We start from the raw sequence: 15,855 nt of genomic DNA, 5'->3' as shown, positions 1-15,855 counted from the left end.
AAAAAAGTGACATCTGTGTGACATTAACATTATTTCTTGAGGCTGGACCGCACTTGCTGCAAAGCCCGGCGCTGGCACGTTTGCTTGGCGTTGCCAGTCTGCAGCGCGATAAGCGCTGTCTCGCACAAGTTCTGGCGGCGCAATTCGGCTTGGATGCTGACTTCCCCGCCGGGGCGCTGAGTGCGCTCGGCGACGGCTTGCTGCAGGACCAAGCAGCAAGACAAGCCGGCTGGATGTGCGCCGATCCGGTTTATTTGCAGTTGCAGCGTGACAGCTTCGCACTGGCTGAGTCCTTGCGCCTGCCGGCTGAGCAATCCATCCCCATGCTGGCTGAACTCAACACCCATTTTACTGAACAAGGGTTGCAGTTTCATGCTGGCCGGAGTGGTGCCTGGTATTTGCGCACGCAGCAACCCCCTGAGCTAAGTGCCAGTCTGCTTGCCCAAGCACTGGGTCGCAATGTGGCTGCGTTTGCTTTCAGCGGGCCGGATGCGCAGCGCTGGCGTGGTCTGGTCAATGAGATGCAGATGTTGCTGCATGAGCATGCACTGAATCAGGCACGTGAGGCGCGTGGGCAGTGGCCGGTCAACAGCGTGTGGCTGTCCGGTCCCGGGTTTCTGCCAGCGCGATTGGCTGCGCCACCACAGCGTTTTTATGCGAGCGATGCCTTGAGTCTGGGGCTGGCACAGTGCGCGACACTGAGCTGTTCACCGCCCCCCGCTACGCTGGCTGAGTTTGTCGCTACACAACAAATTTCTGGGCCGAAAGCCGATGCGATGCTGGTGTTGCTGGAGGACGAGCCGACGGCTGCTGCGCTGGATGAGGCCTGGCTGCAGCCTGTATGGATAGCCTTGCGCAGGCGGCAGCTCAGTGCGCTGCAGTTGCATATCGGTGTGGGGGGCGAGGTGTTGAGCGTGTATCTGCGGCCGTCGGATACCTGGAAACTCTGGCGCAAGCCCTTGACGCTGGAGGCCTATGTCAGCGCCTGAGATCCGTTCGCGCAGTGTGGATGCCGATCGGCTGGCGCATTTGCAGCAGTCCGGCCTGACGCCCTTGCAGGCACGTCTGCTGGCCGCCCGCGGTGTGGCCGAGATTGCCGAGATGGAAGTGCAGCTGGCCGGTTTGATCGCCCCGGAGCAGTTGACCCATGCCAGCGAGATGGCGGTGATGCTGGCCGATGCCATCGCAGCGGGCCAGCACCTGCTGGTGGTGGGCGATTACGACGCGGATGGCGCGACAGCGACCGCTGTCGCCGTGCGTGGCTTGCGGCGCATGGGCGCCAACGTCGATTTTCTGGTGCCCAACCGCTTTGAATATGGCTACGGCCTGACACCGGAGATCGTGGCGCTCGCCGCACAAGGTCATCCAGACATCATCATCACCGTGGACAATGGCATCGCCAGCGTGGCCGGGGTGGAAGCGGCCAATGCCGCAGGTGTGCGCGTGCTGGTCACCGATCACCATCTGCCCGGCGACACGCGCCCGTCTGCAGCCTGCATCGTCAACCCCAACCAGCATGGTTGTGATTTTGCCAGCAAGCATCTGGCCGGGGTGGGCGTGATGTTCTATGTGCTACTGGCCCTGCGTGGCGAGTTGCGCGCGCGTGGCGCTTATCAGCACCAGCAGGCACCCAATCTGGCCGAATTGCTGGACCTGGTGGCATTGGGCACCGTGGCCGACCTGGTCAAACTGGACCGCAACAACCGCATCCTGGTGGAACAGGGCTTGCGCCGCATGCGTGCAGGCAAGGCCTGTGCGGGCATCCTGGCCTTGTTGCAGGTGTCAGGCCGACCTTATGCCCAAACCACTGCGCGTGATCTGGGGTTTAGTCTGGGGCCACGCCTCAACGCAGCAGGGCGGCTGGAGGACATGTCGCTGGGCATCCAGTGCCTGCTGGAGGATGACGCGCAAGCGGCACAAGTGATGGCACAGCGTTTGCATGAGTTGAACCTGGCACGGCGCGAGATCGAGAGCGACATGCAGGCTGATGCCACGCAGGTGCTGGATCAGCTGGATGTCAGCGGCCGTTACAGTCTGAGTCTGTATGATCCGGACTGGCATCAGGGCGTGATCGGCATTCTCGCTTCACGCATCAAGGAGCGCCACCACCGGCCCGTGTTCGCGTTTGCGCAGGCGGGTAATGGTGAACTTAAGGGCTCTGGTCGCTCGATCGCAGGCTTGCATCTGCGCGATGCGCTCGATCTGTTGTCGAAGCGCGCGCCGGACCTGCTGCTGAAGTTTGGTGGCCACGCCATGGCGGCGGGCTTGACCCTGCGTGAACAGGATTTTGACCGCTTTGTGTGCGGTTTCGAGCAGGTGGCGAGCGAGTCGCTGACCGCCGAGCAGTTGAATGCCGTGATCGAGGTGGACGGTAGTTTGGCCGAATCCGAGCTGGTCTGGGATAATGCCTGCTGGCTGGAGCAGCAGGTATGGGGGCAGGGGTTCGCGCCGCCCTTGTTCTGCGACCAGTTCAGCGTGGCGCAGCAACGCATCGTAGGCGAGCGGCATCTCAAGCTGAACCTGCAGCGAGGCCGGCAGCAATGGGATGCCATCCTGTTTCAACAGACGGGCCCGCTGCCGTCGCAGATCATCGCGGTGTACCAGCTGCAAACCAACCGCTACAACGGCAATCAGGGCGTGCAACTGGTGTTGCAGCACTGGCAGCCAGCGTGACGGGCTGCGTTGACCATGCGGATGACGGCCCAGTATCATCGCTTTCTGAACTTTATAGCCATCAGCCTGATAGCGGGCTGGTCTTGAATGCTAACTACTTGAATGGCAAAACACATGCGGCGTAAGCTGGTCGTTGGCAATTGGAAGATGCATGGCAGCCTGGAGCAGAACCAGGCCTTGCTGACGCAGATGATGGCAGACCTCAATGGTCTGCGGGATGCCGATTGTGCCATCTGTGTGCCGCATCCTTATCTGGCGCAGGCGCAGCAACTGCTAAAGGGTAGCAACATAGGCTGGGGTGGACAGAACGTCAGTCCGTTCCAGTCTGGCGCTTACACCGGTGCTGTTTCTGCACGCATGCTGGCAGATTTTGGCTGTACTTACGCCATCATCGGCCACTCCGAGCGCCGCGTGCTGATACACGAAAGCAATGTCACTGCAGCGGCCAGCTTCGGCGCGGCCTTGCAGGCTGGGCTCACCCCCATCTTCTGTGTGGGTGAAACGCTGGAAGAGCGCCAGGCCGGTGTCACGGAGGCGGTGGTCGGCAGTCAGCTGATCGCCATCCTGAATACCCTGGGCCTGGATATCCTGAGCAAGGCAGTCCAGCTGCGGGCGGTGATCGCCTATGAGCCAGTGTGGGCCATCGGCACCGGTAAAACCGCCACGCCGGACCAGGCGCAAGCGGTGCATGCCTTCATCCGCAAGCGCATCGCCGAGCGTGATCCTGACATCGCGCGCAGGGTCAGGATCTTATATGGGGGTAGCGTAAAACCCTCAAATGCGGCACAATTATTCGTTATGCCAGATATCGACGGAGGCTTGATCGGTCGATGTTCTCTGGTGGCGAATGAATTCAGGGACATATGCTTGGCGGCGGCTGAGTCAGCATGTGTAGCGTCGCAATCAATCAGCGACTAGCGAGATGGGATTATGGAAAAATTAGTGTTGGTGATCCATGTGCTGGCGGCACTGGGTGTGATCGGTCTGGTACTGCTGCAACATGGCAAAGGTGCCGATATGGGCGCTGCGTTCGGTAGCGGCGCTTCCGGCAGCCTGTTCGGTGTGAGTGGTTCTTCGAATTTCATGAGTCGCGCGACCGCGATCTGTGTGGCAGTGTTCTTTGCAACGAGCATGGCTCTTGCTTACATTGCCAGTCACGGTGATGCCAAGTCCAGTGTGGTGCGTGTTGATCCGGCACCTGTGACGCAGCCTGCTTCGGATGCTGTGCCAGCAGGGCCCGCTGGTTCAAAGGATGTACCGAACTAATTTAAGTTTCAGGGGCCTATAGGCTCCGTAATTGCCGTCGTGGTGGAATTGGTAGACACGCTATCTTGAGGGGGTAGTAGCGAAAGCTGTGTGAGTTCGAGTCTCACCGTCGGCACCAAAATTGATCATTGTCCGGTTGCGCCCAAAAGGCAAAGCCGAGACGAAACTGGGGTTTGATCTTGCTGGAAAACTATTTTCCGATATTGTTGTTCATCATCGTTGGCCTTGCCGTCGGTGTCGCCCCTATTGTTCTGGGTAAGTTGGTGTCTCCCAACAAGCCGGACAGTGCAAAAAACTCCCCTTACGAATGTGGCTTCGAGGCCTTTGAAGATGCGCGCATGAAATTCGACGTGCGCTACTACCTCGTTGCCATCCTGTTCATTCTTTTTGACCTTGAGATCGCTTTTCTTTTCCCCTGGGCTGTCGTGTTGCAGGAGATCGGCCTGTTCGGTTTTCTGGCGATGATGGTGTTCCTTGGCGTGCTGGTGGTCGGGTTCATCTACGAGTGGAAAAAAGGCGCGTTGGAATGGGAATGATATGAGTATCGAAGGCATCCTCGAAAAAGGTTTTGTCACCACCACGCTGGACACGGTCATCAACTACACGCGTACCGGTTCCCTGTGGCCGATGACCTTTGGTCTGGCCTGCTGTGCGGTTGAGATGATGCATGCTGGTGCCGCGCGCTATGATCTGGATCGCTTCGGTATCGTGTTCCGCCCCAGCCCGCGTCAGTCTGATGTGATGATCGTGGCTGGTACGCTGGTCAACAAGATGGCACCTGCCTTGCGCAAGGTCTATGACCAGATGGCTGAGCCGCGCTGGGTGATCTCCATGGGTTCCTGTGCCAATGGCGGTGGTTACTACCACTATTCCTATGCGGTGGTGCGTGGTTGTGACCGCATTGTACCGGTCGATGTCTATGTGCCAGGTTGTCCGCCCACGGCCGAGGCCTTGCTGTACGGCATCATCCAGCTGCAAAACAAGATCAAACGTACCAACACCATCGCCCGCTGAGAAAGCCCCTTACCGTATGAGCGCCCGGCTGCAGAAACTACAAGAAACGCTCTCCCTTGTCCTGGGTGGCAAGCTGGTCAGCATCACCAGTCATGTGGGTGAGCTGACTCTGGTGTGCCAGGCGGAAAGCCTGATCCAGACCATGACGGTGTTGCGTGATCAGGACGAATTCCGCTTCGAGCAGTTGATTGATCTGTGCGGTGTGGACTATGCCGACTTTGGCCAGAACGATCTGGGCGAGAATACCTGGTCCGGCGCGCGCTATGCCGTGGTCTATCACCTGCTGTCGGTGTCGCTGAATCAGCGTTTGCGTGTGCGCGTATTTGCCAACGACGATTTCTTCCCCATGCTGCCCACCATGGTGCAGGTGTGGCCGGTGGCCAACTGGTTCGAGCGCGAAGCATTCGACCTGTACGGCATCATGTTCGAAGGCCACCCTGATTTGCGCCGCCTGCTCACTGATTACGGTTTTGTCGGCCATCCGTTCAGAAAAGATTTCCCCATGATAGGCAATGTCGAGATGCGCTATGACCCCGAGCAGCAGCGCGTGATCTATCAGCCAGTTTCGATCGAGCTGCGCAATAATGTGCCGCGCGTGATACGTGATGAGGGTTTCCATCGTGGCTGAGATTCGCAACTACACCATGAATTTTGGTCCTCAGCACCCGGCGGCGCACGGCGTGCTGCGGCTGGTGCTGGAGCTGGATGGCGAAGTCATTCAGCGCGCGGATCCGCATATCGGTCTGCTGCATCGTGGCACCGAGAAATTGGCCGAAAACCGTACCTATCTGCAGTCTGTGCCTTATATGGATCGCCTGGACTACGTGTCCATGATGTCCAATGAGCATGCCTATGTGATGGCCATCGAAAAGCTGCTCGATCTGGATGTGCCTATCCGTGCGCAATACATCCGTGTCATGTTCGACGAGATCACGCGCATTCTGAATCACCTGTTGTGGCTGGGTGCGCACGCGCTGGATGTGGGCGCCATGTCGGTGTTCCTGTACGCCTTCCGCGAGCGCGAGGATCTGTTCGATGTCTACGAGGCAGTCTCTGGCGCACGTATGCACGCCGCTTACTACCGTCCGGGTGGTGTCTACCGTGACCTGCCTGAGCGCATGCCGCAGTATGAAGCGTCCAAGGCCCATAACCAGAAAGGCGTCAATCGTCTTAATGAGAACCGTCAGGGCTCCTTGCTGGATTTCATCGAGGATTTCACCAACCGGTTTCCGGCTTATGTGGACGAATACGAAACCCTGCTCACCGATAACCGTATCTGGAAGCAGCGCACCGTTGGCATTGGCGTGGTCACGCCTGAACGCGCACTGGCGCTGGGTATGACCGGCCCCATGTTGCGCGGCTCCGGTATCGAGTGGGATCTGCGTCGCAAGCAGCCGTATGAAGTCTATGCCGATCTGGATTTTGATATCCCGGTCGGTGTGAACGGTGACTGTTATGACCGTTATCTGGTGCGCATCGAAGAATTCCGTCAGTCCAATCGCATCATCAAGCAATGCGTGAATTGGCTGCGTAACAACCCCGGCCCGGTGATCAGCACCAATACCAAGGTGGCGCCGCCCAGTCGTGAAGGCATGAAGCAGGACATGGAAGCGTTGATCCACCACTTCAAGCTGTTCACCGAAGGTTTTCATATTCCGGCCGGTGAAGCCTATGCCGCCGTCGAACACCCCAAGGGCGAGTTCGGTATTTACCTTGTTTCCGATGGTGCCAACAAGCCGTACCGTCTCAAGATCCGCGCGCCGGGCTTCCCGCATCTGGCGGCGCTGGACGAAATGACCAAGGGCCACATGATCGCCGACCTGGTGGCGATTATCGGTACCCAAGATATCGTGTTCGGCGAGATCGACCGATGAATAACCTGCTGAACTTACTGCGCGTGCCATCTGCTTTGTCGCGTGCTCGCTCGCTCCTCGCCTACCCAATCGGTATGTCTCGTCGCTCGCTGCGCGGCTTCGCGCATATGCCGCGCTCGCTACAGTTCATCGAGGTTTTTTATGTTGTCCGCTGAGTCCATCCAGAAAATCGAGTACGAACTCACCAAATATCCTGCTGACCGCCGTCAGGCGGCTGTGATGTCGGCCTTGCGCATCGCGCAGACCGAAAAAGGCTGGCTGTCCAAAGAGACCATCAGCTTCGTTTCCAGCTACCTGGGCATCCCGGACATCGCTGCCATGGAAGTGGCCACCTTCTACAATATGTATGAGCTGGAGCCGGTCGGCAAATACAAGATCACTGTCTGCACCAACATCTCCTGCATGCTGCGTGATTCCGACAGCATCGTCGAACACCTGAACCACAAGCTGGGCATAGGCTTTAACGAAACCACGCCGGATGGCAAGTTCACGCTCAAGGAAGGCGAGTGCATGGGCACCTGTGGCGGCGCGCCCCTGTTCCATATCAACAACACGCGCATGTGCGAATTTCTCACGCCAGAAAAAGTCGACCAGATCCTCGAGGAGCTCAACTGATGACCGCCCTCGCTCACAATCTGGAAAAACAGACCCTGGTCACCCTGCGTACCATCACCGAACCCCACCCTGGTTCGCTGGACACCTATGTCAAGCTGGGTGGCTATGCGCAGTTGAAGCGCATCGTGACCGAGAAGGTCAAAGCCACCGACATCATCACCCAGATCAAACTATCCAATCTGCGCGGCCGTGGCGGTGCAGGCTTTCCGACCGGGCTGAAGTGGAGTTTTATGCCGCGTTATTACGATGGCACCAAGTACCTGGTCTGTAACACCGATGAGGGCGAGCCCGGCACGTTCAAAGACCGCGACATCATCCGTTACAACCCGCATCAGCTCATCGAGGGCATGGCCATCGCCGCTTACACGCTGGGCGCACGTGTGGGTTACAACTATATCCATGGCGAGATCTGGGAAGATTACGAGATCTTCGAAGCGGCGCTGGCCGAAGCCCGCGCCGCCGGTTACATAGGCGAGAACCTGTTCGGCAGCAATTTCAGTTTCGACCTGCATGCCGTACATGGCTACGGCGCTTATATCTGCGGTGAAGAGACTGCGCTGATCGAATCCATCGAAGGCAAAAAGGGCCAGCCGCGCTTCAAGCCACCGTTCCCGGCCAGCTTCGGTGTGTTCGGCAAGCCCACCAACGTCAACAATACCGAATCCTATGCCTCCATCCCGTGGATCATGCAGCATGGCGGTGAAGCGTTCCAGAACCTGGGCGTGTACAACTCCGGCGGTACCAAGTTGTTTTCGGTGTCCGGGCATGTGGTGAACCCCGGCAACTATGAAGTGCGCATGGGCACGCCGTTCACCGAGCTGCTGGAGATGGCAGGCGGTATCTGGAAGGGCCGTGAACTGAAAGCGGTGATCCCGGGTGGCCCCTCCACCGCGGTCATGCCGGCCAAGAACATCCTAGGCGCGACGCTGGATTACGACGGCCTGTCCAAAGCTGGCTCCAGCCTGGGTGCAGGTTCCATGATTGTGATGGATGACAGCACCTGCATGGTCAAAGCACTCAAGCGCCTGTCCTATTTCTTCTTTGAAGAATCCTGTGGGCAGTGCACGCCGTGCCGTGAGGGCACAGGCTGGTTGTATCGCGTGATCAAACGTATCAGCGAAGGACAGGGGCGCATGGAAGATCTGGACCTGCTCACCGATGTCAGCAGTAATATCTCCGGCCGTACCATCTGCGCACTGGGCGATGCCGCGGCCACGCCGGTGCTGAGTTTCGTTAAGCATTTCCGTCCTGAATTCGAGTATTACATCCAGCACGGACGCAGTATGGTGGAGAACCGAGAATGACACCCACTCAAAATCGTAACGAGCGGGCTGAAGTGCAAGGCGCACGGAGCGCAAGACCCGAGACAGTAGATAAGCTACGGCGAGGGGCTGAGCACCGCGCAACGCAGCAATTTCAGTCGCGCAGCAGATTATCAGGGGGTGTACATGCTGAATATTGAAATTGACGGCAAAGCAGTCGAAGTCGATCACGGCACCACCATCATCGATGCGGCAGATCAGCTCGGTATCGATATCCCGCGTTTCTGCTATCACAAAAAGCTGTCGGTGGCGGCCAACTGCCGCATGTGCCTGGTGCAGGTGGAGAAGTTCAACAAACCACTGCCAGCCTGTGCCACGCCAGTAGCCGATGGCATGAAGATTTACACGCGCTCCAAATCTGCCGTTGAAGCGCAGAAGAGTGTGATGGAATTCCTGCTCATCAACCACCCGCTGGATTGCCCGATCTGCGATCAGGGGGGTGAGTGTGATTTGCAGGACATCGCCGTGGCTTATGGTGCGCCCAAGTCGCGCTATACCGAAGAAAAGCGCGTGGTATTGAACAAGAACATCGGCCCGCTGGTGTCCACGGACATGACACGCTGCATCCAGTGCACGCGCTGTGTGCGCTTCCTGAAGGAAGTGGGTGGCATGATGGAGCTGGGTCTGGTCGGTCGTGGCGAGCATGCCGAGATCACTGCCTATGTGGACAAGAGCGTCAATTCGGAGCTGTCCGGCAACATCATCGATCTCTGCCCGGTGGGTGCGCTGACCAGCAAGCCGTTCCGTTATACCGCGCGTAGCTGGGAGCTCACGCGCCGTCCTTCCATCGCACCGCATGACGGTCTGGGCTCGCACATCGAAGTGCATGTCAAAGACGGCAAGGTGCTGCGCGTGCTGCCGCGCGAGAAGGAAAGTATCAACGAATGCTGGCTGTCGGACCGCGACCGCTTCTCCTACGAAGGCCTGAACAGTCCGGACCGCCTTAAAGTGCCGATGATCAAGCACAACGGCGCCTGGCAGGAAACCGACTGGAAGACCGCACTGGAGTTCGCCGCTGGCCAGCTCAAGGACATCACCAACCAATACGGCGGTGAAGCGCTGGGTGTACTGGTGTCACCCAACAGCACCATGGAGGAGGGGTTCCTCGCCAAACAGATCGCCAAGGGCCTGGGCAGTCAAAACATCGATTACCGCCTGCGTCAGACCGATTTCCGTCTGGACGGCAAGCGCCTGGGCACACCATGGATGGGTTGCAACATTCCGGATCTGGAACAGTTCGACCGCATCCTCATCATCGGCTCCAACCTGCGCAACGAGCATCCGCTGCTGAGTCAGCGTATCCGCAAGGCGGTCGCCAATGGCGCTGAACTGAACATCATCAGTCCGCTGGACAATAACCCACTGATGGCGGTGAAGCACAAGGTGGTGGTGCGCCCCAACGACATGGTCAACGTGCTGGCCCAGGTGCTGAAAGCCATGTCCGGCCTGCAGCGTTTGTCGCTGTGCCTGCCACCCTCGTTGAACGCACTCCTTGAAGAGATCAACGTGCGTGCCAACACGCAGGCCATTGCGGAGAGCCTGGCCGGTCTGGGCGAGAGCTATGACCTGGTTTCGCCCAAGACCGCGATCTTTGTCGGCAATCTGGCACTCAACGATCCGCGTTTCACCGAGATGTTCAGCCTGGCTGAAGCCATCTCTGGCTTGTGTGGTGCCACGCTGGGCTTGATCCCGGCGGGTTCCAACAACACCGGTCAGCACATGATGGGCGTGATGCCCGGCCCGCAAGGCATGCATGTGCGCGCGATGCTGGAGATCCCGCGCAAAGCTTACCTGCTGGTCAACGTGGAACCGGAACTGGATTGCCATAATGGTGCTGCGGCACGCAAGGCCATGCAGCAGGCGGAATGCGTGATCGCCCTGACCATGTACAAATCCGAAGCGCTGGACGATGCCGATATCCTGCTGCCTATCGCGCCGTTCACGGAAACCTCAGGCACGCTGATGAGCATGGAAGGCCGTGTGCAGAGTTTCAGTGCAGTCACCAAGCCGCTGGGCGAATGCCGTCCGGGCTGGAAGGTGCTGCGCGTGCTGGGTAATACACTGGGCATCGCTGGCTTCGACTACGACAGCAGTGAAGACGTGAAGAAGGCCATCTTTGGTGGCGAGAAGCCATCCGCCGTGGTGTGGCGCAGCCTGAACAACAACCTCAAGGAACTGGTGGAGATCGAGGTCAACATCAAGTCCGACGGCCTGCAACGTATCGGTGAAGTGCCGATGTACCAGATCGACCCCATCGTGCGTCGTTCGCCACCGCTGCAGAAGACCAAGTACAACCGCAAGCCCATGGCCATGATGCACGCTCAGCAGATGCTGACGCTGGGCCTGGTTGCCGGAGATCAGGTACTGGTCAGGCAAGGTGAGGGCAGTGCCGTGCTGGAAGTGCGTCAGGATGATCACGTGGCCTTGGGTTGCGTGCGCGTACAGGCCGCCAACCCGCTGACTGCCAGCCTGGGTGAACTGATGGGCGACATTACCGTAGAGAAGATCGCAGCCAACGTGGCGGTGACAGCATGATGGAATCCTTGCAAACCCTGTTCGGGTCAAGCTGGCCTGTGGTGTGGACCCTGGCCAAGATCGTGGCCATCGTGCTGCCCTTGATGATCGCCATTGCCTACCTGACCCTCGCGGAACGTAAAGTCATCGGTTACATGCAGGTGCGTATCGGTCCGAACCGCGTGGGCTACTTTGGCCTGTTGCAGCCACTCGCCGATGGCATCAAGCTGCTGATGAAAGAGATCATCGTCCCTACCGCCTCCAACAAGGGCCTGTTCCTGCTGGGCCCGGTGCTGGCGATCGCGCCAGCGTTCGCGGCCTGGGCGGTAGTGCCGTTCGATGCCACGCTGGTGCTGGCGGACATCGACGCAGGCCTGCTCTATATTCTGGCCATGACCTCGGTAGCCGTGTATGGCGTGATCATCGCGGGCTGGGCATCCAACTCCAAGTACGCGTTCCTCGGCTCGCTGCGCTCAGCCGCACAGATCGTCTCCTACGAGATCGCCATGGGCTTTGCGCTGGTCGGCGTGCTGATGTCGGCCAACAGCCTCAACCTTGGCAAGATCGTGACGGCGCAGGCTGGTGGTTTCTGGCACTGGTACTGGTTGCCTTTGTTCCCGCTGTTCATCGTGTATTTCATTAGCGCCGTCGCTGAAACCAACCGTGCGCCATTCGATGTGGCCGAGGGTGAATCCGAGATCGTGGCCGGTTTCCATGTGGAATACTCGGGCATGGCCTTCGCCGTGTTCTTCCTGGCCGAATACGCCAACATCTGGCTGGTGTGCATGCTGGCTGCCCTCATGTTCTTGGGTGGGTGGCTGTCTCCGGTACCTTTCTTGCCGGACAGCATCCTGTGGCTGTTCCTCAAGGTCGGTTTCCTGGTGTTCTGCTTCCTGTGGTTCCGCGCCACCTTCCCGCGTTACCGCTATGACCAGATCATGCGCCTGGGCTGGAAAGTGTTCATCCCGATCACGCTGGTGTGGATCATCGTGGTGGGGGCGATGATGCAGACTCCTTGGGCCTATTTGTTCCATTAATTGAGACCGGACACATGTTGAGAAAAGTAAAAGACGTGTTTTCCAGCCTGATGCTGGTCGAGCTGCTGAAGGGCATGGCCCTGACCGGCCGCTACTTCTTCGCGCGCAAGATCACCGTGCAGTTCCCCGAAGAACGCACGCCGATGAGCCCGCGTTTCCGCGGTCTGCACGCACTGCGCCGCTACCCGAACGGGGAAGAGCGCTGCATCGCCTGCAAGCTGTGTGAAGCGGTATGCCCGGCCATGGCCATCACCATCGAGTCCGAGCAGCGCGAAGACAACACACGCCGTACCACGCGTTATGACATCGACCTGACCAAGTGCATCTTCTGCGGGATGTGTGAAGAATCCTGCCCGGTCGATTCCATCGTTGAAACGCGTATCTTCGATTACCACGGCGAACAACGTGGCGATCTGCTCTATACCAAACAGATGTTGCTCGCCGTTGGCGATAAATACGAGGCGCAGATCGCCGCCGACCGCACCGAGGACGCAAAATTCCGATGATATTCCAGGACTTCGTTTTCTATACGCTGGCGGCTATCCTGCTGATCGCCGGCCTGCGCGTCATCACGGCGCGCAATCCCGTTCATGCCGCCTTGTTTCTGGTGCTGGCGTTCTTCACAGCGGCCGGTATCTGGCTGCTGCTGGAAGCAGAGTTCCTCGCCATCGCACTGGTGCTGGTCTACGTAGGCGCGGTGATGGTGCTGTTCCTGTTCGTGGTGATGATGCTGGACATCAATCTGGACCGTCTGCGCGAAGGGTTCTGGAGTTACCTGCCTGTCGCGGCCGTGGTCGGGGTGCTGATGGCCGTGGAGATGGCGCTGGTATTGAGCGGTCGCTACTTCATCGAAGCGGCAGCGCCTGTGGCCAAACCTGCCGGTTACAGCAACACTGCCGAGCTGGGCCGCGTGTTGTATACCGATTATCTGTTGCCCTTCGAGCTGGCGGCGGTGCTGTTGCTGGTGGCCATCGTGGCGGCCATCGCCCTGACGCTGCGCGAGCGCAAGGATTCCAAGTTCATCGACCCGGCAGCACAGGTGCAGGTCAAACGTAATGACCGTGTGCGCATGGTCAGCATGCCGTCTTACACGGAGCCTGAAGCCGAACAGGCACAGCAGGAGCCCAAGCCATGAGCGTGACCCTTTCCCATTACCTGATCCTGGGGTCGCTGTTGTTCGCCATCAGCATCATCGGCATCTTCCTCAACCGCAAGAACGTCATCATCCTGTTGATGGCCATCGAGCTGATGTTGCTGGCCGTGAACCTCAACTTCATCGCGTTCTCGCATTACCTGAACGACATCGCCGGTCAGGTGTTCGTGTTCTTCATCCTGACGGTGGCGGCGGCAGAGTCCGCGATTGGTCTGGCGATTCTGGTCGTGTTGTTCCGTAATCTGCGTACGATCCATGTTGACGATCTAGACGCGCTGAAGGGTTGATGTACTGATGAGCATGCAAACGATTTATTTGCTGATACCACTGCTGCCTCTGTTCGCTGCGGCTGTGGTCGGCCTGTTCGGTAGCCGCTTGCCGCGTGCCAGTGCACACTGGCTGACCATTGCCGGCGTGGCAGCTTCGTTCGGCCTGTCAGTGTATGTGTTCATGGATGTGCTGCAGGGCTATGAATTCAACGGCCCGGTCTACACCTGGCTGACCAGCGGCGGCCACAGTTTTGAAGTCGGTTTCCTCATCGACCGGCTGACCGCCGTCATGATGCTGGTGGTCACCTTCGTCTCGCTGATGGTGCACATCTACACGGTGGGTTACATGGCGGAAGATCCGGGCTACAGCCGCTTCTTCAGTTACATCTCGCTGTTCACCTTCTCCATGCTGATGCTGGTGATGGCCAACAACTTCATGCAGCTGTTCTTCGGCTGGGAAGCGGTGGGCCTGGTGTCTTACCTGCTGATCGGCTTCTGGTACAAGCGTCCGACCGCCATCTACGCCAATCTGAAAGCGTTTCTGGTCAACCGCGTCGGTGACTTCGGCTTCCTGCTGGGCATCGGCATGGTGCTGTATTACCTGGGTAGTCTGGATTATGCGGCGGTGTTCTCCGTGGCACCCCAGTTCGCGGATGCCAAGGTCGAACTCATCCCCGGTCAGCCATGGTCGCTGATGACCGTGACTTGCATCCTGCTGTTCATCGGCGCCATGGGTAAATCCGCACAAGTGCCTTTGCATGTGTGGCTGCCCGATTCCATGGAAGGCCCCACGCCGATCTCGGCACTGATCCACGCGGCGACCATGGTCACAGCGGGTATCTTCATGGTGACACGCATGTCGCCCTTGTTCGAGTTGTCCGAAACGGCGCTGTCTTTCGTGCTGGTCATCGGTGCAATCACCGCACTGTTCATGGGCTTCCTGGGCATCATCCAGAACGACATCAAGCGCGTGGTGGCGTATTCCACGCTGTCGCAGCTGGGTTACATGACCGTGGCGCTCGGGGTATCGGCCTACTCGGTGGCCATGTTCCATTTGATGACGCACGCCTTCTTCAAAGCCTTGCTGTTCCTCGGTGCCGGTTCCGTGATCATGGGCATGCACCATGACCAGGACATCCGCAACATGGGGGGGCTGCGCAAATACATGCCCATCACCTGGATCACTTCGCTGATCGGCTCGCTGGCCCTGATCGGCACGCCGCTGTTCTCCGGCTTCTATTCCAAGGATTCCATCATCGAGGCGGTGAAGTTCTCCAGCATCGCGGGCAGTGGGTTTGCCTACTTTGCCGTGCTGGCCGGCGTGTTCGTCACCGCGTTCTATTCCTTCCGCATGTACTTCCTGGTGTTCCACGGCAAGGAGCGCTGGATGGAAGCGGCACATCATGATCATGACAACCATGCACACGACCACCACCACGGCCTGGGCCCGCACGACAAACCACACGAGTCACCCTGGGTGGTGACCTTGCCGCTGGTGCTGCTGGCAGTGCCTTCCCTGGCCATCGGGTATGTGGCCATCGAGCCGCTGCTGTTCGGCGGCTTCTTCGGCGACGCCATCAAAATCGATCAGACCGCGCACCCGGCCATGCATGAGCTGGCGCATCATTTCCATGGCGCGCTGGCCATGGCCACACATGCTTTGACCACGCCGCCATTCCTGCTGGCGGCGGCTGGCGTGGCGCTGTCCTGGTTCTTCTACATGAAGCGTCCGGACATCCCGGCAGCGATCAAGGCGCGTTGCAACGGCCTGTATCAGCTGCTTGAGAACAAATACGGCTTCGATGATTTCAACGAGAAGGTGTTCGCCGGTGGCTCACGTCTGCTGGGTGGCGTGCTGTGGCGCACCAGTGACGTGAAATGGATCGATGGCTTCGTCGTGAACGGTACCGCCGGGCTGATTGGTCGTATCTCTGCCGTGGTGCGTCATCTGCAATCCGGCCTGATCTACCACTATGCGTTCTCCATGATCATAGGCGCGTTCCTGTTGTTGAGTTTTGTATTGTTGCGGTTGCTTTAAGCCATGCCATATAACGCCATGCCATACAAAGCCACGACAGATACAATGCCCGCCATCGTTTTAGCACCAGCAGCTGGTCT

Annotated in this window: 17 protein-coding genes and 1 tRNA gene; all 18 read left to right on the top strand. The window is 58.7% G+C overall.

The annotated features are described in order from the left end of the window. Positions 1-53 precede the first annotated feature (53 nt). The 18 genes from ED236_RS07100 to nuoL all read left to right on the top strand — a co-directional run bounded on the left by ED236_RS07100 (position 54) and on the right by nuoL (position 15,775). Positions 54-989, top strand: a complete 936-nt coding sequence (locus ED236_RS07100; RefSeq protein ID WP_123237267.1) for a hypothetical protein — start codon at positions 54-56, stop codon at positions 987-989. Further along, entirely contained in the window at positions 976-2,673 is a 1,698-nt protein-coding gene (gene recJ / locus ED236_RS07095; protein ID WP_123237266.1) for a single-stranded-DNA-specific exonuclease RecJ, read from the top strand. The genes ED236_RS07100 and recJ overlap by 14 nt, the downstream gene beginning before the upstream one ends. A gap of 114 nt (positions 2,674-2,787) precedes the next feature. Then, a complete protein-coding gene (gene tpiA, locus ED236_RS07090) occupies positions 2,788-3,591 on the top strand; it encodes a triose-phosphate isomerase (RefSeq protein ID WP_123237265.1) in 804 nt (267 codons plus the stop codon). A gap of 12 nt (positions 3,592-3,603) precedes the next feature. Next, entirely contained in the window at positions 3,604-3,939 is a 336-nt protein-coding gene (secG, locus tag ED236_RS07085; protein ID WP_123237264.1) for a preprotein translocase subunit SecG, read from the top strand. Between the two features lie 33 nt (positions 3,940-3,972). Further along, positions 3,973-4,057, top strand: a tRNA-Leu gene (locus tag ED236_RS07080). A 61-nt stretch (positions 4,058-4,118) separates the two neighbouring features. Beyond that, positions 4,119-4,475, top strand: a complete 357-nt coding sequence (locus ED236_RS07075; protein WP_123237443.1) for an NADH-quinone oxidoreductase subunit A — start codon at positions 4,119-4,121, stop codon at positions 4,473-4,475. 1 nt (position 4,476) lies between these two features. Next, a complete protein-coding gene (locus ED236_RS07070; protein ID WP_123237263.1) occupies positions 4,477-4,953 on the top strand; it encodes a NuoB/complex I 20 kDa subunit family protein in 477 nt (158 codons plus the stop codon). A 16-nt stretch (positions 4,954-4,969) separates the two neighbouring features. Further along, positions 4,970-5,581 (top strand): NADH-quinone oxidoreductase subunit C, encoded by a 612-nt coding sequence (locus ED236_RS07065; protein ID WP_123237262.1) that lies wholly within the window; start codon positions 4,970-4,972, stop codon positions 5,579-5,581. Continuing rightward, complete coding sequence (locus tag ED236_RS07060) at positions 5,574-6,827, top strand: NADH-quinone oxidoreductase subunit D (RefSeq protein WP_123237261.1); 1,254 nt, start codon at positions 5,574-5,576, stop codon at positions 6,825-6,827. Before ED236_RS07065 ends, ED236_RS07060 begins: the two co-directional genes overlap by 8 nt. Continuing rightward, positions 6,824-6,982, top strand: coding sequence for a hypothetical protein (locus ED236_RS12460; RefSeq protein ID WP_155522421.1), 159 nt, complete (start codon positions 6,824-6,826; stop codon positions 6,980-6,982). Before ED236_RS07060 ends, ED236_RS12460 begins: the two co-directional genes overlap by 4 nt. Next, on the top strand, positions 6,969-7,442 hold the full coding sequence (gene nuoE / locus ED236_RS07055) for an NADH-quinone oxidoreductase subunit NuoE (RefSeq protein WP_123237260.1): 474 nt from the start codon (positions 6,969-6,971) through the stop codon (positions 7,440-7,442). Before ED236_RS12460 ends, nuoE begins: the two co-directional genes overlap by 14 nt. Next, the gene (nuoF, locus tag ED236_RS07050) at positions 7,442-8,746 is read left to right on the top strand and encodes an NADH-quinone oxidoreductase subunit NuoF (protein WP_123237259.1); all 1,305 of its coding nucleotides are present in this window, start codon (positions 7,442-7,444) and stop codon (positions 8,744-8,746) included. The genes nuoE and nuoF overlap by 1 nt, the downstream gene beginning before the upstream one ends. Positions 8,747-8,890: 144 nt before the next feature. Beyond that, positions 8,891-11,299 carry an NADH-quinone oxidoreductase subunit NuoG gene (gene nuoG, locus ED236_RS07045; protein WP_123237258.1) on the top strand — a complete coding sequence of 803 codons (2,409 nt, stop codon included), beginning with the start codon at positions 8,891-8,893 and terminating at the stop codon, positions 11,297-11,299. Continuing rightward, positions 11,299-12,315, top strand: a complete 1,017-nt coding sequence (nuoH, locus tag ED236_RS07040; protein ID WP_123237257.1) for an NADH-quinone oxidoreductase subunit NuoH — start codon at positions 11,299-11,301, stop codon at positions 12,313-12,315. Before nuoG ends, nuoH begins: the two co-directional genes overlap by 1 nt. 14 nt (positions 12,316-12,329) lie before the next feature. After that, the gene (gene nuoI / locus ED236_RS07035) at positions 12,330-12,821 is read left to right on the top strand and encodes an NADH-quinone oxidoreductase subunit NuoI (protein ID WP_123237256.1); all 492 of its coding nucleotides are present in this window, start codon (positions 12,330-12,332) and stop codon (positions 12,819-12,821) included. Beyond that, complete coding sequence (locus ED236_RS07030) at positions 12,818-13,450, top strand: NADH-quinone oxidoreductase subunit J (RefSeq protein ID WP_123237255.1); 633 nt, start codon at positions 12,818-12,820, stop codon at positions 13,448-13,450. Before nuoI ends, ED236_RS07030 begins: the two co-directional genes overlap by 4 nt. Further along, on the top strand, positions 13,447-13,755 hold the full coding sequence (nuoK, locus tag ED236_RS07025; RefSeq protein ID WP_123237254.1) for an NADH-quinone oxidoreductase subunit NuoK: 309 nt from the start codon (positions 13,447-13,449) through the stop codon (positions 13,753-13,755). Before ED236_RS07030 ends, nuoK begins: the two co-directional genes overlap by 4 nt. Before the next feature lie 7 nt (positions 13,756-13,762). After that, complete coding sequence (gene nuoL / locus ED236_RS07020; RefSeq protein ID WP_123237253.1) at positions 13,763-15,775, top strand: NADH-quinone oxidoreductase subunit L; 2,013 nt, start codon at positions 13,763-13,765, stop codon at positions 15,773-15,775. Positions 15,776-15,855 lie beyond the last annotated feature (80 nt).

Source organism: Pseudomethylobacillus aquaticus, from assembly GCF_003730115.1.
GTDB lineage: Bacteria > Pseudomonadota > Gammaproteobacteria > Burkholderiales > Methylophilaceae > Pseudomethylobacillus > Pseudomethylobacillus aquaticus.
This window is presented reverse-complemented; position numbering and strand designations above follow the sequence as displayed.